This is a genomic window from Parabacteroides sp. KHUB-03 (genome assembly GCF_056640975.1).
The window spans coordinates 72,737-89,048 of sequence record NZ_CM153257.1; the positions used below are offsets into that span (position 1 = coordinate 72,737).

11 protein-coding genes are annotated in these 16,312 nt (G+C 43.4%); 5 read left to right on the forward strand and 6 right to left on the reverse strand.

The annotated features are described in order from the left end of the window. Positions 1 to 10: 10 nt before the first annotated feature. Together ACYIB7_RS00300 and ACYIB7_RS00305 are read left to right on the forward strand one after the other, a co-directional pair. Positions 11 to 1,135, forward strand: coding sequence for an aldose epimerase family protein (locus ACYIB7_RS00300; RefSeq protein WP_480337734.1), 1,125 nt, complete (start codon positions 11 to 13; stop codon positions 1,133 to 1,135). 15 nt (positions 1,136 to 1,150) lie between these two features. After that, positions 1,151 to 3,247, forward strand: coding sequence for a glycoside hydrolase family 127 protein (locus ACYIB7_RS00305; protein WP_480337736.1), 2,097 nt, complete (start codon positions 1,151 to 1,153; stop codon positions 3,245 to 3,247). Positions 3,248 to 3,569: 322 nt separating this feature from the next. On the opposite strand, the gene ACYIB7_RS00310 is transcribed toward ACYIB7_RS00305, so the two are convergent. Then, positions 3,570 to 5,009: a Gfo/Idh/MocA family oxidoreductase gene (locus ACYIB7_RS00310; protein ID WP_103982810.1), complete on the reverse strand. Its 1,440-nt coding sequence runs from the start codon at positions 5,007 to 5,009 to the stop codon at positions 3,570 to 3,572. 244 nt (positions 5,010 to 5,253) lie between these two features. Here ACYIB7_RS00310 and ACYIB7_RS00315 point away from each other — a divergent pair, with 244 nt between their 5' ends. Next, the gene (locus ACYIB7_RS00315) at positions 5,254 to 5,772 is read left to right on the forward strand and encodes a GNAT family N-acetyltransferase (protein WP_480337738.1); all 519 of its coding nucleotides are present in this window, start codon (positions 5,254 to 5,256) and stop codon (positions 5,770 to 5,772) included. Positions 5,773 to 5,774: 2 nt separating this feature from the next. Here the strand turns inward: ACYIB7_RS00315 and ACYIB7_RS00320 are convergent, their stop codons facing one another. Continuing rightward, positions 5,775 to 8,048 (reverse strand): DUF6259 domain-containing protein, encoded by a 2,274-nt coding sequence (locus tag ACYIB7_RS00320; protein ID WP_480337740.1) that lies wholly within the window; start codon positions 8,046 to 8,048, stop codon positions 5,775 to 5,777. A 164-nt stretch (positions 8,049 to 8,212) separates the two neighbouring features. Here ACYIB7_RS00320 and ACYIB7_RS00325 point away from each other — a divergent pair, with 164 nt between their 5' ends. Both ACYIB7_RS00325 and bamJ read left to right on the forward strand, forming a co-directional pair. Beyond that, on the forward strand, positions 8,213 to 9,757 hold the full coding sequence (locus ACYIB7_RS00325) for a glycine--tRNA ligase (RefSeq protein WP_103982916.1): 1,545 nt from the start codon (positions 8,213 to 8,215) through the stop codon (positions 9,755 to 9,757). Between the two features lie 10 nt (positions 9,758 to 9,767). Then, positions 9,768 to 10,292, forward strand: a complete 525-nt coding sequence (gene bamJ / locus ACYIB7_RS00330) for a BamJ family beta-barrel-assembly machinery protein (protein WP_103982806.1) — start codon at positions 9,768 to 9,770, stop codon at positions 10,290 to 10,292. A gap of 508 nt (positions 10,293 to 10,800) precedes the next feature. Here bamJ and ACYIB7_RS00335 read toward each other — a convergent pair. The 4 genes from ACYIB7_RS00335 to ACYIB7_RS00350 all read right to left on the reverse strand — a co-directional run bounded on the left by ACYIB7_RS00335 (position 10,801) and on the right by ACYIB7_RS00350 (position 16,260). After that, the gene (locus ACYIB7_RS00335; protein WP_103982805.1) at positions 10,801 to 11,610 is read right to left on the reverse strand and encodes a LytR/AlgR family response regulator transcription factor; all 810 of its coding nucleotides are present in this window, start codon (positions 11,608 to 11,610) and stop codon (positions 10,801 to 10,803) included. 4 nt (positions 11,611 to 11,614) lie between these two features. Beyond that, positions 11,615 to 12,367, reverse strand: a complete 753-nt coding sequence (locus ACYIB7_RS00340) for a LiaF transmembrane domain-containing protein (protein ID WP_103982804.1) — start codon at positions 12,365 to 12,367, stop codon at positions 11,615 to 11,617. Positions 12,368 to 12,868: 501 nt separating this feature from the next. Next, the gene (locus ACYIB7_RS00345; RefSeq protein ID WP_103982803.1) at positions 12,869 to 15,175 is read right to left on the reverse strand and encodes a glycoside hydrolase family 3 N-terminal domain-containing protein; all 2,307 of its coding nucleotides are present in this window, start codon (positions 15,173 to 15,175) and stop codon (positions 12,869 to 12,871) included. A gap of 134 nt (positions 15,176 to 15,309) precedes the next feature. After that, positions 15,310 to 16,260 carry a nitrilase family protein gene (locus tag ACYIB7_RS00350; protein WP_099463983.1) on the reverse strand — a complete coding sequence of 317 codons (951 nt, stop codon included), beginning with the start codon at positions 16,258 to 16,260 and terminating at the stop codon, positions 15,310 to 15,312. Positions 16,261 to 16,312: the final 52 nt, after the last annotated feature.

Here is a 16,312-nt window from a genome sequence, read left to right on the forward strand (position 1 = left end):
TCAGGAAAACATGAAACAAATATTATTCTTAATTCTTTTATCTATGATGGGTATACAAGACGGACAAGCCCGCCACTCCAGGTTGGGCAGGGCAGACTTTCAGGCAAAGGTAGACGGTAAACAGACCGACTTATATTATCTGACAAATAAAAACGGGGTAGAGATTGCCGTTACCAACTTCGGAGGCCGGGTTGTGGAGATATGGGCTCCCGACAAGAACGGACAGTTTGCAGACATTGTGCTGGGACACGACAATGTAAACGCTTACGCGAACTACAAGGGCGAACGTTTCCTCGGTGCAACGATCGGCCGCTACGGCAACCGTATCGATAAGGGACAGTTTACGCTGGACGGTAAAGATTATCAGCTCCCTCTTAATGATAAGCCTAACAGTCTGCATGGTGGCGACAAAGGTTTCGACATGGTAGTATGGGATGCGGATCAAACAAACCCCCAGACATTGGTGCTGTCTTATGTGTCCAAAGATGGCGAGCAGGGCTATCCTGGAACCATGAAGGTGAAGATGACCTACCACCTTTCCAATGACAACGAATTTGTTATCACGCACGAGGCTACCACCGACAAGAATACCGTAATCAACCTCACGCATCATTCTTTCTTTAATCTGCATGGCGCAGGCAACGGTACGATCAACGACCATGTATTGATGCTTAATGCAGATAAATTTACACCGGTGAATAATGTGCTGATTCCTACCGGAGAACTGACTGATGTAACTGATACCCCGATGGATTTTCGCAAGGCAACCCCTATCGGTGAGCGGGTAGACAACAATTTCGAGCAACTTGCCTTCGGACATGGATATGACCATAACTGGGTACTAAAGCGCAAGACAGCCAACGAATTGGAACTGGCTGCTTCCGTTCACGAACCCGTTTCGGGCAGATATATGGAAGTTTGGACTACCGAGCCGGGCATCCAGTTCTATGGAGGCAACTTCTTTGACGGTTCGATGATTGGCAAACGCGGACAAAAGTACAATTACAGGGCTTCGCTGGCTTTGGAAACACAACATTTCCCCGATAGTCCGAATCATCCGAACTTCCCTTCTACCGTATTGAAACCGGGGGAACAGTATAAACATATTTGCGTATATAAATTCGGAGTGAAATAATAAATAACAGGATATATGAAACTACATGCACTCACATTACCGGCTTGCCTTCTGTTGGGAGCCGTTGCTTGCTCTCCGGGCGAGCAGGAGAATACGGATACAGGTATTCATTTTCTGGAAGTAAATCAGGTAAAGGTTCAGGATGCTTTCTGGAAACCTAAATTTGAACAGTGGAATAAGGTTACCACCAACGATGTGTTCGACAAGTTTGAAGGCAAACACCTTCATAACCCGGACCCTAAGAAGATGCACAATACGTTCGAAAACTTCGACCGTGTGGCTAATGGCGAGCGTAATGTGGGAGACCATGCCGGTATGCCATGGTTTGACGGTTTGGTATATGAGACGATCCGTGGCGTTTCCGACCTTATTGCCCAACAGTCTAATCCGGCTCTCGAACAGCGTGTGGACGGTTATATCGACCGTATTGCCAAGGCACAGGCCTCCGACCCCGACGGCTTTATCAACACTTATACCCAGCTGATGGAAGACAATCATCGCTGGGGTGAAAACGGCGGTATGCTCCGTTGGCAGCATGATGTATATAATGCCGGTATGCTTGTTGAGGCAGGTGTGCATTATTATAATGCTACAGGTAAGACTAAATTACTGGAAGTGGCTACCCGCTTTGCCAACCATATGTGCGATTACATGGGGCCGTATCCTAAAAAGAACATTGTTCCGGCTCATTCCGGTTCGGAAGAACCGCTTGTTAAACTGTATTGGTTATACAAGAATAATCCGGACCTTAAACAAAAAGTAAGTGTTCCGGTAAACGAACAAGCCTATTTTGATTTGGCTACGTTCTGGATCGAGAACCGTGGCCATAACTGCGGACAGCCTTTGTGGCTGACTTGGGGTAATCCGGTTGCCGAGCAGTGGATCCGCGATAATAAATATGCCGATCTTCAGTTCGGCAATCATTCGCGCCCTTCTTTCGGCGACTATGCGCAAGATTCTCTTCCCCTGTTCCAGCAACAAACAATGGAAGGACACGCCGTTCGTGCCACCCTCTTTACAACAGGTGTTGCTGCCGCTGCTCTGGAAAATAAGAACCCTGATTATATTGCTGCCGTAACCCGTTTGTGGGATAACATGGTGGGTAAGCGTATGTTCGTAACCGGTGGTGTTGGAGCCGTTCATTTCGACGAAAAATTCGGCCCCGACTATTATTTACCAACGGATGCTTATTTGGAAACATGTGCTGCTGTTGGTGCAGGCTTCTTTAGCCAGCGTATGAACGAACTCACCGGAGATGGTAAGTATATGGATGAGTTTGAGCGTTCCCTCTACAATAACGTATTGACCGGAATTTCTCTGTCCGGCGATCATTATACGTATCAGAACCCCCTGAATGCCGAAAAGCATGCACGCTGGGAGTGGCACGAATGTCCCTGCTGCCCGCCCATGTTCCTGAAGATGGTTTCGGCCGTTCCCGGCTTTATCTATTCACATCAGGGCAACACAATCTCTGTGAATCTGTTTATCGGCAGTGAAGCTACCGTTAACCTTAGCAAAAACCTGTCTGTAGCCGTTAAGCAAGAAACGCGATATCCGTGGGACGGATCTGTTACGCTGACGGTAGATCCGGCTAAGCCGGCCGATTTCGCATTGCGTGTACGCATACCCGGATGGGCACAAGGCGTCGAGAATCCCTATGGACTTTATAAGTCAGATGTAAACTCTCCTGCAGAACTGAAGGTGAACGGCGAGCCGGTGCAAATGAACGTTGTAAAAGGCTATGCTGAGATCAATCGTAAATGGGCTAAAGGCGATAAGGTAGAACTGTCGTTGCCGATGCAACCCCGTATCATCACTGCCGATGGATCTGTTACCGACCTGAATAGTATGGTAGCCCTTGCTTCGGGTCCGCTGGTGTATTGTCTGGAGGGTTGCGATAATACAGACCTGAAAGATATCAGGTTTGATACCCGATCTCCTATGTCTTTGAACTATCGCAGCGACCTTTTGAGCGGGATTAATGTGATAGAAGGCAAAGCATTCGATAAGGATGAGAAGGAGATTGCCGTGTCTGCCATTCCGTATTATGCGGTAGGAAACCGTACGGAGGGAGATGCATATAAAGTTTGGCTTCCTGTTAAAGGCAAGTAATAAGTACTTTTCAAGGATTTGGATTGTGTGTAAGACCGGGAGAGAGGCACCTCTTCCGGTCTTTTTTTAGTATCCTTTAAATTGATTAGATATTCTTTACTTTGTCACCTTCTGCCACCATCTTCGGGGCTGTCCTTAAATTATAAAATGGTTTGATATTGACTGTATCTTGCTGACATTGGCAATGTCGGGCAGCTTGTCGAATACGGCTTTCCCTGGTCCTTTCAGAAAATCATCAGGGTGTTTTTAGAAAATCATCGGGATCATTTTTCTAAAACATCCCGATGATTTTAAATCTTGCAAGCCACCTTTGTTTGGTAGGCTAACTTATTTTGTAATATTCTTCCCAACCTTTTCGTGGAGGTTCACCTACCAGCATTTGATTGGCTAACTTGTTATTGCTGATTTGTTTGGTTTCTCTGTCAAATATCAGCTTTTCTCCTAGTTGCTGGCTAAGTACGCCTAAGCAAAAGACTTGGCTTAACGGACCTGCAACAGAGAATGGCGAACGCGTTTTCTCTTTTCCCTGGCAAGCCAGTAAGAAGTTTGCGTAATGGTTGGAAGGGCTTTGCGGTACTTCCGGCAACCGGGGTTCCATCTCTTTTGCCTTTTCCTCCGGTATAATGGAAAGGGTGCTGCTGTGTGAGCCTCCCTTGAATGTGAGTGTTTTTGTGTAAATTTCTTTACCCGGATTCAATTTGGCAGGCTGTATTTTTCCTCCTGCCACGGTGGGAATATTCGGGTCGAGTTCCGATACGCCATATCCTTCGGGTACGGCCGGTATATTGTCCAGTCCATCGTACCAGGTGACATCTACGGCCGGCATGGTTCCTCTCTCTGGAAACTTGAACAGGATGGTAGACGACATGGGGAAGAAGAACGGGTTGTGGTCTTTGAGGTAGATTGGGTTGATCTCCGTGGGTAACCCCAGATCGAGGAACTGGTGGGCTGTGTCCAGAATATGTGCTCCCCAGTCTCCCAAAGCGCCCATGCCGAAATCATACCAGCAACGCCATTGTCCCAAATGAAAATCGTGATTGTAGTCGTGATGTTTTACTACACCAAGCCAGGTATCCCAGTCCAGCGTAGAGGGGATGGGTTCGGCTACCGGAAAGTGGGTTATTTTCGGGTCCCACCCATGCCAGCGGCGCGGATTGTTCATGTGGGCGGTGATGGCTGTTACATCTTTGATAATGCCGGCTTCCTGCCAGGCTTTAAACTGGAAGTAGTTAGCTTCGGAATGTCCCTGGTTTCCCATCTGGGTTACTACTCCGAACCTCTTTTCGGCCTTCATCATCAGCTCCACTTCGTTGAAGGTGCGTGCCATCGGTTTCTCTACATATACATGCTTGCCGTGTGCCATGGCCTCGATGGTGATGGGGAAATGGGCATGGTCGGGTACACCTACCGTGACGGCATCAATTTTATCCGCCATTTTGTCGAACATCTTCCGGAAGTCCTGAAAACGGGGTGCATCCGGAAACATGGAGATGATTTCCTGCGTATGCGGAGCGCCCATGTCTACGTCGCATAGGGCTACAACGTTACAGAGGCCGGTATTGTATAGTTCTTTTGCAATCTCTCCTCCCCGGTTGCCTATGCCGATAAAGGCAATGTTGACTCGGTCGTTTGCACTGACAAACGGAGAAGTTGGCAACGTGCGTCCTTTAGCCGGCGTCCAAATAGAAGGAATAACGGCGGTTGCCGAAAGAGCAAGTGTTTGTTTCAAAAATAGGCGGCGTGAAATATCTGTTGATTTCATGATATAGTTATTTAGATATTAATAAGTCTGATCAAACAAATGTAGGAAAAACTCTTTATTCTGCTTTGTTGTTTCAATGGAAAATATTATTGATATTTGCGGCGTGAAACAGAAAACTGATAAGATATCCGCATAATACAGCCTGATAACTTCTTTTTCAGGCTGGACTACTCCGTATTTTTGATACATGGACGTATCGAACTTATTAATCATATCATATAATAACATCTTAAAAATAATAGAGATGAAAACTGATTTCACAGTAAGACAAACAACAGAAGCGGATTATTCTACAGTATATAACCTGATACAGATAGCTTTCCTGACGGCCGAACATCGTGATGGAAACGAGCAAGACTATGCCGTAGATTTGCGTAACAGCGATAAGTATATTCCGGAATTGGATTTAGTGGCTGAGTTTGGCGGCAAACTGATCGGGCATATCATGTTTACGAAAACGTATGTAACAAAACCGGACGGCAGCAAGTATGACACTCTTTTGGTTGCTCCCTTATCCGTGTTGTTGGAGTATCGAAGCCATGGGGTTGGCTCGGCGCTTATGAAAGAGGGATTTCGCATAGCGGAATCGCTGGGATACGGATCGGCCTTTCTGATAGGTGATCCTAATTACTACCAACGTTTCGGATATAGATTATCGCATTTGTTCGGTATTAATCACGAAAGCTTCCCGGTCGAATATGTTATGGCTAAGGAAATAACCGCCGATTCGTTGGATGGAATCAGCGGTTTGATCAGCATGTAATGTTATTGTTTGGGAATAAACTCCAGAACACAAACTCCACGGGCCGGCATGTCAAAATGAATGTTGGCCTTGCTGTGGGCGTATGTTTGCAAAAGAAGGCGCGTACTGTCTGTTGTTACATACACTTCTCCTTCCGAAGGCAAATCATAATCGGATAGGTTGATTGTGAAGTCCACCGGTAGCTGTTTATCGCTTATGCTGGCCAGTGCGATTCCGATAGCCCCGTCGGGTGATTTCCATGTTCCGGTATATAACGAAGGAACTGTTTTCTTGAATTTGGAAACGTTGTTTCCGGTGCGGCCTACGTAGATGGAAAGTTTCGATATGTCGATTTCCTGATTTGGTATGTTGATCTCCGGAGTACGGCAGTATTCTCCATAAAGTAAATAACCGAGTGCCTTATAACGTGTTTTAACCAGTTTGATTAAAAAGTCTATTTCTTCTTTACGGTCTTTGGCCAAGAAGGCATGGTAATTGGCAATGGTAGGCTGCATTCCCCATACGAAAGCACGCGATTGTTCCATCAGGAACTGCGAGTTGAAGTCTTCAGGCAATGCTTTTTCTTTATTGGCCGGGCTGTATTGGGCCGGCCATAATTCGTCGTAGGGGGGATATACCAACGAAGAATAGCTGCCATAGGTTATAGCGTAGTCGTGATAAACGGCCTGATATAACGGAATAGATTCGATATTGCTGATACCGGCATAACGCTCGCGGCTTGTTTCTAAAGTCAGAAAGAGGTCGAGATTCGAAATCCAGTCTTCGCCCGAACCTTCTCCGGCAAGAATGGATTGTTTTTTGTCGGTGATTTTACTTCGGATGAGGGAGGTTAGCTTCTGGAATCCGTTTATCCAGTAGTTGCCTCCTCCCAGGTCGTGTCCGTGACTTTTGTCATAACACTGGAAGTTCATGCAAGCCTGATCCATATATACGCCGCTGGCCTGATAGAAGTTTATCACACTGTCGCACAAGGAAGCATATTTATTTTGCCAGAACTCTGTGGCCATACACATCGGGGTGATGGATTTGTTGGTAAATATATTGTAAGCATGCTCGTATGTCTTCCCGTCTATGGTTTTGGCACAATAGGGTTCGGCATTTTCCGATTTCCAACTATCGGTGGATGTTCCCCATTGAAAGGAATTCATATACACAATGCTTCGTACCCCTTTCTGCCGGGCGGCGGTTACAGCTTCGATAAAAGATTTGCCTCCTTCACGCGGAGGGAGGTATTCGGGGAAATAATCGTCGTAAGAACAATTGTGCCACCAATGCCAAAAGACATTGACCGGCACTCCGGCTCTTTCCTGAAGGTCGATAGCTTCAGGCAGTACATTTGGTGATTTGCCCCTGTTCCAAACCCATATACCTGTCTGGGGTAGCCATTCTGCCGTTAAGTTGTTTTTGAACCGGCTTTCCCTGCACCATTTCTGTTGGATACCCCATTTGCGATACATTTTTGCTGCTGTAATCCAGTCTCCGCGAAAAGATCCGAGTATGGCTTGGTAGGCAGGTTGATAGCTGTCTATCCGATTGTCGAAAGGCGGAATGTTGGTTATGCTGTATTCCAGTTTGTTATTCGTATCGAATGTCAATGAGAAGTTTTTAGTATAGGCAAGCGTATCGTTGCAGGAGAAATAAATGCCGCTCGATTTTTTGTTGTATAAAGCCATTAGTTGCATAGACAGGTGTCCCGGGTGGTTCCATGTGTAGGTTGCCGGTGTTTTCTGTTTTACTACTTCTGCCCTGGGGTTTTTTATGAGGCTGCCCAGCCAGGTAGCTGCAGCCAGTTCTTCATTACCCAGGTCTTTGATACCGGCAATAACGGGAAACTTAACATTCTGAATGTTTTGTTCTCCCATTCCTTCTACTTTGATATTCCAGTAAGATAAAGCTTTTTCTTTATCGAGTGATACGGATGCTATTACTTTTAAGCCGTTGGTTCCGTCTGCTTGTTGCCATTCAATGTTGAGGGTGAGTGGGTCCGGCTTTTGGAAGCTTACCTTTGTTGGCAGTTTCTCCGGTGCCGGAGTTCCGGCGGCAACATCCAATAGCCAGGGCAAACCCTCTACGGCTGCCGAGTCTATATACTCGTATGAAGTTGCAATGTCGGAAAATGAGATCAGCTTTCCTGTAGATCGTTCAAAACCTAATTTGATTTTCCCGTTGTCAATAGATACGACGTCTCCGTGTAAAGTATTTGTACAACCTGATGTAAAAGCCAGGAATATACAAATGGAGATAAAGAAGATAAATGTTTTCGTGGGTGTTTTCATATATGAAAAAATAAATGCATGGTTGAAAAATCGTAAATGTAATAAAAATACGGATTTGTATTGTTATTTTTAAAAGTAAATTAAGTGTTTATCAGAAAGAAGCGTTCTAAATGTATCGTATTTTGATGAAAAATCACTTACTTTGCGCCATTAATTATTTTATCATGGCACAAGAAGATGTTTTTAAGAAGTTAGTTTCGCATTGTAAGGAATACGGTTTTGTATTTCCCTCATCAGAGATATATGATGGTTTAGGTGCAGTGTACGATTATGGACAGTATGGCGTTGAGCTGAAAAATAATATAAAAAAATATTGGTGGGACAGTATGACGTTGTTGCACGAGAATGTAGTCGGCATCGATTCGGCTATTTTTATGCATCCCACTATCTGGAAAGCTTCCGGTCACGTAGACGCTTTCAACGATCCGTTGATTGACAATAAAGACTCTAAGAAACGCTATCGTGCCGATGTGTTGATTGAAGACCATCTGGCTAAGATAGAAGAAAAGATGAATAAAGAGGTTGCCAAGGCAGCCAAGAAGTTTGGAGAAGCTTTTGACGAAGCCCAGTTTCGTGCTACAAATGGACGTGTACAGGAATATCAGGCAAAATGGAACGAGATACACGAACGCTTTTCGAAAGCGCTTAACGATGGTAACTTTGAAGACCTTCGCCAGCTGATTCTGGATTGTGAGATTGTATGTCCTATCTCGGGAACCCGCAACTGGACGGAAGTACGCCAGTTCAACCTGATGTTTTCTACCGATATGGGTTCTACAGCCGATGGAGCCACCAAGATTTATCTGCGCCCGGAAACAGCTCAGGGTATCTTTGTCAACTTTTTGAATGTACAGAAGACCGGACGTATGAAAGTACCGTTTGGTATCGCACAGATAGGTAAGGCTTTTCGTAACGAGATCGTAGCCCGTCAATTTATCTTCCGTATGCGTGAGTTCGAACAGATGGAAATGCAATTCTTTGTTCGTCCGGGCGAAGAGATAGAATGGTTTAAGAAATGGAAATCTACCCGTTTGAAATGGCATCAGGCTTTAGGATTGGGTAATGAGAAGTATCGTTATCATGATCATGAAAAGCTGGCGCATTATGCAAATGCGGCTACCGACATAGAATTTGAAATGCCTTTCGGCTTCAAAGAAGTAGAAGGTATTCATAGCCGTACGGACTTCGACTTGAGCCAGCATGAGAAATTTTCAGGTAAGAAGATACAATACTTCGATCCTGAGCTGAACCAGAGCTATACACCGTATGTAATAGAAACTTCAATCGGTGTAGACCGTGTATTCCTGAGTATTATGGCAGGTTCTTATTGCGAAGAAACTTTGGAAAATGGAGAATCCCGCGTTGTACTGAAATTGCCGGCAGCGTTAGCTCCAATCAAACTGGCTGTATTGCCGTTGGTAAAAAAAGACGGACTTCCCGAAAAGGCAGAAGAGATTGTAAACATGTTGCGTTTCGATTTCCGTTGCCAGTATGATGAGAAAGATTCGATTGGCAAGCGTTACCGCCGTCAGGATGCAATCGGTACTCCGTATTGTATCACTGTAGACCATGATACTTTGAAAGATAATTGTGTAACTATCCGTTTCCGCGACACAATGGAGCAGGAACGTGTAAGTATCGATAAGTTGCATGATATAATCTCTGAGAAAGTTAGTTTGAAGAATTTATTGAAAAAGGTAATAGAATAAAAAACGAAGAATGAAGAAGTACCTGCAAATAGCCCTGATGTTGTTTTGCGTGCTGGTGGTTTCCTCCTGCAGCAAAAATGAAGATGCATTAGAAGTAGATGAAGCGTGGAAAATTGAAAATGATGAGGCCTTTCAGGCACAGATATTTGCTCCGGGTTTTCAGCAACTGAAGTCGCAAAGTAATGAAGGCTTTATTCTTTATAAAGTAATAAAGGAAGGCGAAGGTAAAGAACCTATTTATTATACAAGTACGGTTAAAGCTTACTATAAAGGCTCCCTTATTGATGGAACAGTTTTTGAATCTCATACATTTGAAGAAGGAGCTCCATCTAAATTTGAAGTTTCCGGAGTTGTGGACGGATGGACTACTGCTTTGCAACATATGCATGTAGGAGATAAATGGGAAATTTGGATTCCTCAGCAATTAGGCTATGGTGCCAGCGGAAAAAAAGCGCAAGCGGCAGGTCAGATTACGATACTTCCATATACGACATTGATATTTGAGTTGGAAGTTGCAGAAATAGTTAAACAATAGGCAAATCTATAGTAGTTTATAAAAAAGAAGGTTGTTTCGAAACCATAATGAAGCAACCTTCTTTTTGTATTTATAGCAAGCAGGGTATAAAAGGATATATGTTTTACTAATAAAAGTCCTGTTTTCTTCCTTCTATCCCAAAAGATGGTATAATGACTATGAACCGGCCTATATAGACTATGAAAAGTTGGAGCAGATAACTCGAAGAGGAGTTGTTTACGTGACTAAGATGAAGGAGGAGATGAGTGTTTGGGAATGAGACCCTTATAAACAATTAAAGCCTGTCTCACGACAAGCCCTAACCAAACTTTGTTAACCTTAAATCTAATACTATTATGAAAAAACCACAATGCAAATATACACCTGTCAATCCCTTTTGTCAATAGTTTCCCGGATAATATATGTTAAGCAATATCTTATATGTTGCCAAAAAGTGTTATTCAACATAAAAGTAAATACATTCCAATCAAAATATTGTAAAATTAACAGATAAGACATCTCTTAGAGCTTATAAAGACAAGCGTTCTTTTAGCAGTTTATAACCGGATAAACTTGCGCGGAGACAGATACCGTTCTTTAAACGTATCTGGTAATTTTCTTTTCCAAACAATTCGATACGTAGAATTTGTTCCATATTAACGATACAAGAACGATGGATGCGCACAAATATTTCCTGGGGCAAATGTGCCTCAAAATATTTCATCGTTTGCTCCTTGACATATTGTCCTGTGGAAGTGAAGAGGGTAACGTAATCCCCGCAAGCCTGTAGATAGAGCAATTCTTCTAAATGGATAATATGTATGCGTGAACCGTCTTTTACGGAAATGCGGTCGAGTATGGTTTCTTCATCAGCTTTTACAACAGATAATTCATTAATTGCATATTCCGGTTCGGACGGCTCAATGGATTCTTCCAGGCTTTGTTTTTCCAGGTTATATATGCGATACCACATCGACAAGATTACCCAGATTAAGGTTCCCAGAGTAAGCCGGAGCGGAATGGTGGCACAAAAATCTGTGATCGCTTCTTGTTGTAGCCATAATTCTATTTCCCACGCACCCGCCAGACTGATTATCTGGATCAGAATGCCTAGTAACAGATACATTTGTAATGAATGAATTACTTCAAAAATGTATCCGTACAGATATCCGGCTATGGCTAAAAGCCCAATGGAGATCAATCCATCTATACCTGCCATCCACCATTCGAGACCTCCATAGCAATATAGCAACAGGGAATAAATTGCCCATGTTGTTACCGTTGCCAGAAGTCCTGTCATCCGGTTTATGACTGATCCAAAAAACGGATGTGTTTGCATATGATTAATTCTTAAATTCAATACCGCCAAAAGTTACTTTCCCCCGGATAATCAGCACATGTTCCTGATCTGTTTCGGCTGAAGAGTGATAACGCTTGTCATCGCATCCGCCAATAACTGTATTGACTTGTGATTGTAAATTCCATTCGGCAGGCAAATAGATTTCAATACCTCCGAAAGTACATTCTACATCGATGAAGGTCTGCGCTGCTTCCAGTTTAGTTCGGCGCAAGTCTAATACTGTTCCGCCACATGTATTTCGGATATCCGCCCCTTTGAAAACCGGGTCTAATACGATTTGCTGAACAGAGCCAAATGTGTTGTAGGATATAACGAAACCATCCTGACTGGAATAATCTGTGTTGGAGTATGTGTTTGCTTCTTCCTTCCAATGTTTTTGGAAATTTCTTTGAAAATGTTTTTGATGGAAATTTGTGTTGGGCCTTCTTTGGGGTTTGAATAGTTGGAATACACCAATAATTACGAAGATAAGAGGCCAATAAACATGAAGCCAGTTACTGCTTGACCAACCTATTTCCGGTAGAATAAATACAACTCCTATTGCAGTGGTAATCAATCCTGCCCAAAAACGTTTACTTAATAGATTAAACAGTCCTACATATATGAGAAGTACTTGCCATGAAATAAGTATGGAAAATAAGCTATATGTAACTATCCCCATGTTTTTCAGAAACCAGACAATGCCGACAAAGATGAACGGAATTGCCCAAAATACACTTTTGTTATTTGTATTCATGATATCTTATTTTAAATTCGTTTGATACAAATGTAAGTTTGATGTAAAGTACATGCAATATAAAACCGCTTGATTACAGACAAATATCGGTGAATTACGGAATATTCCCGATAAAAAGAGATGGTATTTTAAGATAAGGGATGAAAAAAGGCTGCACATTACGTTGCTGCCTTGACCTTTTCAGGGGTGTGTTTTCTTCTTGTTTGGACTCCTTTTTACATAAAGGGGTATAAATTTAGGCTTACATGCTTCCGGTGTTGTAATGCGTAGATTCCGGACTTGTTTGAAATATTCTGCCTCTTATAAACAATTAAAGCCTGTCTCACGACAAGCCCTAACCAAACTTTGTTAACCTTAAATCTAATACTATTATGAAAAAACCACAATGCAAAGGTATGGCTTTTTCAATAAGTATCAATAGTTAAAATGCTAAATTGTGTTGTAAAACAGATAATAAATTGTAATTATGTTCGGATTTTTATTATTTATCCTCGTTTTAGGCTAATTACCTTTATATTCTGCTATTTCCCGGCATTGGATGTCTTCTGCCGATTTGGCAAACATAAATTCAAACAGTCCCGGTTCCGTAACATATTGCATGCGGGCATTCCATAAACCCAGTTCCTGATAAGGTATTGTGAATGAGATTCGTTTGCTTTCTGCCGGCTTTAATTCTATTTTCCGGAAACGTATTAACGACATGACTGGAGTAGTTGTACTGCTTACCAGGTCGTTTACATAAAGTTGTACTACCTCTTTCCCTGTTAACTGACCCGTATTTTTGACGTTAACGGAGACTTCTATGCTTTCTTTACCAAATGTCTTCTTTGAGATTTGCATATCCGAATATGCGAAAGAGGTGTAAGATAATCCGTAACCAAATGGGAATAGCGGGGCGGGAGAAGAGAATACATAATCTCTGCCCGGCTTCTCTTTTGTGCCCGGTTTGCGGTTAATACCTTTGCCGGAAGGTTTATAATCGTAACTGACCGGAATATGTCCCACTGATTGGGGTATTGTTACATTTAGCCGGCCCGAAGGGTTCACTTTGCCGAATAGTATGTTGGCGATGGCGGCACCGCCTCTTTCGCCCGGGTACCAGGCTTCCAGTATAGCCGGTATGTTTTCCTTCTCCCACGAAATACTCCAGGGGCGTCCGTGTATTAATACGAGGATGACTGGTTTTCCCGTTTCTTTCAGTGCTTGTATTAATTCACGCTGTACACCTAACGGATTGATGTCAGTCAGGTCATACCCTTCGCCGCAGGTGAAAGGATCGCCTGCTTCTTGTTCTCCGGGCCCTTTTCCCCAACCTATACCGGAAAGAATCACACTGGTTCCTCCCAGGACAACTACTACGGCATCACCTTTTTGAGCAGTCTCTACTGCCTCGGCGAAGCCTTCCTTGCTTAGTCCTGATATGTCGCAGCCTTTGGCATAGTGTACTTGCATACGGTCTCCAACCAATTGTTTGATACCTTCCAACACAGTTACACCGGATTTGTTGTCACGGGTATACGAATAGTCGCCATATTGTACCTGATTGGCATTGGGGCCTATCACGGCAATACTTTTCAGCTTATCGGGATTCAACGGAAGCAGGTTGTTGTCATTCTGTAAGAGGATAATAGATTCTTCGGCAATCCTCTGCGCCAATTCGACGTGGGCAGGCAGATGAACTCTTTTCTTCAGATTGGCTATGTCGGGGTAAGGTTTTTCAAAAAGCCCGGCTTTAAACTTGACGGTCAGTATGCGCCGAACCGATTGGTTTATTAGTTCTTCCGATACTTTGCCTTCCTGTACTAAATGCACCAGTTCTGCATAATTCTCCGGCCGGGCTGCTTCGAGGTCTACTCCTGCGGTTATGGCTTGTTGTGCTGCCTCTGCTTTGTCTTTGGCTGTTTTATGGAAATAATGTAGCATGGATATGCCTCCGTAATCGGAGAATACATAGCCCTGGAAGTTCCATTCATTACGCAATATTTGAGTCAGTAGAAAATGATTTGCGTGGGCCGGCATGCCATCTACCTCATTATAAGATGGCATAACGGAATAAATGTTTGCCTTTTGCACTACTTTCTGGAAAGGAGGTAGGTGTAACGATCTCATTTCGCGTTCTCCCAGTGAAGAGGGAGCAAGGTTGATCCCTGCAATCGGTTGGCTGTATCCTGCAAAATGCTTGGCTGTGCACATCAGTTTGTTTTCAGGAATGGCTTTAAGTGTTTGTTCGGGTTTGCCTTGCATTCCTGTAACGAAAGCTGATCCCATCTCGCCTACCAGATACGGATCTTCTGCATAACATTCTTCATTTCGTCCGTAACGCGGATCTTTGATAAGGTCGAATAACGGAGATAATGCCTGATCTACTCCTGAAGCCGAAGCTTCGTAGGCTATTACAGAAGCCATTTCTTCTATCAATGAAGGACTCCATGTGCTTCCCTGCGCAATGGCTTGCGGAAATATGGTGGCTCCGTAGGCCAGTTGTCCGTGCAGGCATTCGCCTATTTGAATGGGAGGAATACCTAATCGGGTATTTTCGCGGGCATGTTTTTTTGCTTTGGCTGATAGTTCTGCAATTTGTTTTATGTCGATAAAAGGACTTTCGCATACGCCATATACGGATTTTGACTTGGGGAAGTCGGCAAGGCTAGTCATCGACAATTGTTCCACCTTTTCTTCCAGCGTCATTCGTTGAAGCAAATCTTCCACACGGTCTTTTATCGAAGCTTTCGGGTCTTTATATAATTGTGGATAGGCTGTATAGACAAATGCACTGGCCAAAAGAATAAACATATATTTTCCGTTCATAAGTAAATAGTATAGATTGTAAGACAAATATTGACTTTGCAAATGTATATAATAATGTACTATATTTCATTTATAACTTAAATGCTTTTTGTAAAAAGCATTTTCAATATCCGGTTGCAGCAAAAATCGGTTACCTATTCCTCTGTCAGCCAAGCTACTTTTTGGACCGAAGTGTGAGGTTGGCTGATGATGTCTGCATATAATTCAGGGCGGCGTGCGTTGAGGTAACGATGCCCTCCGGCTTGTGTTAGTTTTTCGGGGATAAGGGTGGCTGTTACGTAGTCGTCTCCCAGTTTCCGGCATTCGGCCAGAATATCACCAAACGGATCTAGTATCATAGAGCAGCCATTTTTTATTTCATTATAATCTTTTCCTATCGGGTTGGAAAAGACTACATAGACGGCATTGTCGTATGCCCGGGCCGGGAGCCATTTCATTAGCCAGGAACGACCTTTCAGCCCATCAAATTCCTGACGCAAGGTGGTAGGATCGGCGTCGCGCTTTTCCCACAAAGCAGGATCAACCAAGCCGGCTCCCGGACGTGGAGAAAGTGTACACATGGTTACATGGGGCATGAAGATAATGTCTGCTCCTAACAATTTTGTAGCGCGGACATTTTCAATAATATTGTTATCGTAACAGATCAGAATACCGCATTTCCATCCTTTTATATCGAATACCACATATCGATCGCCCGGAAGAATATGAGGATTGATAAATGGATGGAGTTTTCGGTATTTTGCTTTCAGTCCATTCCCATCTACACAAATTTGTGCTTTGTAGATATTGTCGTTACTGTCTTTTTCAAAGAATCCGGCCAGCAGGGTGATATTAAATTCTTTTGCTATGCTGATTAATGTTTGCGTACTTTTGCCCGAAGGGATTGGCTCTGCAATGGCTAAAAGTTCTTCTCTTGACAACTCTTTTGCAAATGTGTATCCGCAAACGGAACATTCATGGAATGCTACAACCTGGGCACCTTCGCCAGATGCTTTACTACATATTTCCCGGATTACCGAAAGATTATAGGCTTTGTCGTTGTCACGTGTTTCAAACTGGGCAGTTGCTATTTTTAGTGGTTCCATGTTGTGATAGGTTTTATGTGGTATTATTGTGGTTTGAAAAAATAAAGGACTG